Below are 3,262 nucleotides of genomic sequence, written 5' to 3' on the forward strand. Positions count from 1 at the left end.
AGCCGCAGGCGCTGCTCATCGGCGGGGAGGCCGGAGTCGGCAAGACCCGCCTCGTCGAGGAGTTCGCCGCCGCCGCCCGCCACCGCGGGGCGGTGGTCGCACTCGGCGGCTGCGTGGAGATCGGCGCCGACGGGCTGCCCTTCGCCCCCTTCTCCACCGCCCTGCGTGCCCTGCGCCGCGAACTTCCCGGCGAGCTGGCCGCCGCGGCCGCCGGCCAGGAGGAGGAACTGGCCCGGCTGCTGCCCGAGCTGGGCGAGTCGAAAGCCGGGCGGCACGAGGAGGACGGCATGGCCCGCCTCTTCGAGCTCACCGCACGCCTGCTGGAGCGCGTCGCCGCCGAGCACACCGTCGTCCTCGCCCTGGAGGACCTGCACTGGGCCGACGCCTCCACCCGCCATCTCCTCTCCTACCTCTTCCGCACCCTGCGCACCGGCCGCCTCGTCGTCCTCGCCACCTACCGCTCCGACGACATCCACCGCCGTCACCCGCTCCGGCCCCTGCTCGCCGAACTCGACCGGCTCCGCACGATCCGCCGCCTCGAACTCGCCCGCTTCAACCGCGACGAGGTGGGCCGCCAGGTCGCCGGGATCCTCGCCGACGAACCCGAGCCGGACCGGATCGACGCGATCTTCGAACGCTCTGACGGCAACGCCTTCTTCGTCGAGGAACTCGCCGTCGCCGCCCACGAGGGCTGCCGGACCGGCCTGACCGACTCCCTGCGCGACCTGCTGCTCGTCCGCGTGGAGGGGCTGCCGGAGGCCGCCCAGCAGATCGCCCGAATTGTCGCCGAGGGCGGCTCCACCGTCGAGTACCGGCTGCTGGCCGCCGTCGCCCGGCTCGCCGAGGACGATCTCATCGAGGCACTGCGGGCCGCCGTGAACGCGAGCATCCTCGCCCCCGCACCCGGCGGCGACGGCTACCGCTTCCGCCACTCCCTGGTCCGCGAGGCCGTGGGCGACGACCTGCTCCCCGGCGAACGCTCCCGCCTCAACCGCCGCTACGCCGAAGCCCTGGAGACCGACCCGGCCCTCGTCCCCGCCGACCAGCGGGCGACCCGCCTGGCCAGCTACTGGTACCACGCCCACGACGCCGCCAAGGCCCTGCCCGCCGTCCTCGAAGCCTCCGTCGAGGCCCGCCGCCGCCACGCCTACTCCGAGCAACTCCGGCTCCTGGAACGGGCGATGGAACTGTGGGACACCGCCCCCGACGCCGTCCGCCGCACCCTGCGCCCCGTGGACGACGCCGAGGTCTACCCGCCCTGCGGCTGCGACCCGGCCGCCACCGCGCTGCGCTACCTGGACCTGCTGGCCGAGGCGGCCGTCGCCGGCCGGCTCTGCGGCGAGCGCGAGCGCGCCCTGAAGATCACCAAGCGGGCGCTGCGCCTGCTGGAGGACGAGGACGACCCCCTGCGCGCCGCCTGGTTCTGGATCCAGCGCTCCCGGCTGGTGCAGGGACTGGCCCGGGGCGACGGCTGGAAGGAGATCGCCACCGCCCAGGAACTGGTCCGTGGTCTGCCGCCGTCCGAGGTGCACGCGGAGGTGCTGGCCACGGCCGCCCACTGGTCGATGCTGCACGAACCGGGCCCGGACGCTCTGACGGCCGCCGAGCGGGCCGTCGAGTACGCGCGCATGGTCGGCGCCGACGACATCGAGTCCAACGCCCGTCTCACCCTCGGCGGGCTCATGGTCGACGCCGGGCAGGTCGACGCCGGGCTCGCCCACATGTACGACGTCAGGGACGAGGTGGTCGCCCGTGGCCTCGCGGCGATCGTGGGCCGCAGCCATGTGAACCTGCCCTCCGTCCTCGAAGGTGTCGGCCGCTCCGAGGAATCCGTCGGCATCCTGCGCGAGGGCCTGCGGCTCACGGGGAGGATGGGTCTGCGGGACGCCGAGGCCTGGATCTGGAGCAACCTCGCCGAGTCGCTCCTTTCCCTCGGCCGCTGGGACGAGGCCGCCGACGCCGCCGGCAGCGCCCAGCGACGCGGCCAGACGGCAGGTCCGCACGGGTCCGGCGCCAACTGCCTGGCCTACCTGGCGCTCGTGCGCGGGCAGGTGCCCGAGGCGGCCCGGTATCTCGCCCAGGGCCGCGCCGCCTACGGCCCGCACGACCCCATGCCGCAGCACGACCTGCCGATCTCCTGGCTCACCATCGCGCTCGCCGCCGCCGAGGGCCGTCTGGCCGACGCCCGCGCCGAACTGGCCCGCACCCTGGAGTCCGGCTTCCCGCTCGGCACCCAGCGCTACGCCTGGCCGCTGCTGCTCCAGGCGGCCACCGCCGAAGCCGACGCCCGGGCGCTGCCCGCCGCCCGCGACGGCCGCGAGCAGGTCCTGGACGGCATCTTCTCCGCCGTCAAGCGCCTCACCACCCACGCCCCCGTATGGCTCGCCCATGAGCGGTGGGTCCGCGCCGAACTCCACCGCGCCGAGGGCCGGAGCACCCCGGACACCTGGTCGGAGGTGGTCACCGCCTTCGAACCCCTGAGCCGTCCCTATGACCTCGCCCGTGTCCGGTACCGCCTGGCCGAGTCCCTGCTGACGGGCGCCGGCGAGGACCAGCGCGAGCGCGCCACGGAACTGCTCCGCCTGGCCCACACCGTCGCCCGACACCTCGGCGCCCGGCCGCTCGCCGACGCCGCCATCGCGCTCGGCCGGCGCGCCCGTCTCCCGCTCACGCCCGCCACGGAACCCGGCCCCGCGCCGGCCGACCCCGCCGAGGCCCTCGGTCTCACCAGCCGGGAACGGGACGTACTGCGCCTGGTCGCCGCCGGCCACACCAACCGCCGCATCGCGCAGGAGCTGTTCATCTCCCCGAAGACCGCGAGCGTGCACGTCTCCAACATCCTGGGGAAGCTCGGCGTCTCCGGGCGGGGCGAGGCGGCGGCGGTGGCGCACCGGCTCGGGCTGTTCCCGGCCGAAGTGCTCATGCCCGGTCCGGCGGGCTGAGGCATACGCTGTGAAGGACGTCGCGGATGCGGTGAATCCCGCGGCCCAGGGAGGCACCAGTTGTTCAACGTGTTCGAGGAACTGTTCTCGCCCGGGCGCAAGCACACCCGCGACGAGCAGAACCGCCTGGAACTCACCCGTGAGGACGTGGGGGACGGCGATCCCGGACGCGGGCCGATAGATCTCGCGTCCGGAAAGGTCGTCGTACGTGCACCCGAGGAGGAACCGGAGCCCCCCGGTGGCTAGTGCCGCGGCCCCGCTGGCCGCCGAGCACGGGGCCGTGCGGACCGCGCTGACGGTGATGCTGATCGGGTTCCCGC

Annotated in this window: 2 protein-coding genes; both read left to right on the plus strand. The window is 74.7% G+C overall.

Going from position 1 to position 3,262, the window contains the following annotated elements; translation table 11 throughout:
* The coding region (locus ABZ281_RS43455) for an AAA family ATPase (protein WP_356663681.1) at nucleotides 1–2,942 on the plus strand (2,942 nt) is incomplete at its 5' end.
* 60 nt (nucleotides 2,943–3,002) lie between these two features.
* Entirely contained in the window at nucleotides 3,003–3,188 is a 186-nt protein-coding gene (locus tag ABZ281_RS43460; RefSeq protein WP_356663683.1) for a DUF6191 domain-containing protein, read from the plus strand.
* Nucleotides 3,189–3,262: the final 74 nt, after the last annotated feature.

This window comes from Streptomyces sp. NPDC006265 (genome assembly GCF_040613555.1).
Taxonomy (GTDB): domain Bacteria; phylum Actinomycetota; class Actinomycetes; order Streptomycetales; family Streptomycetaceae; genus Streptomyces.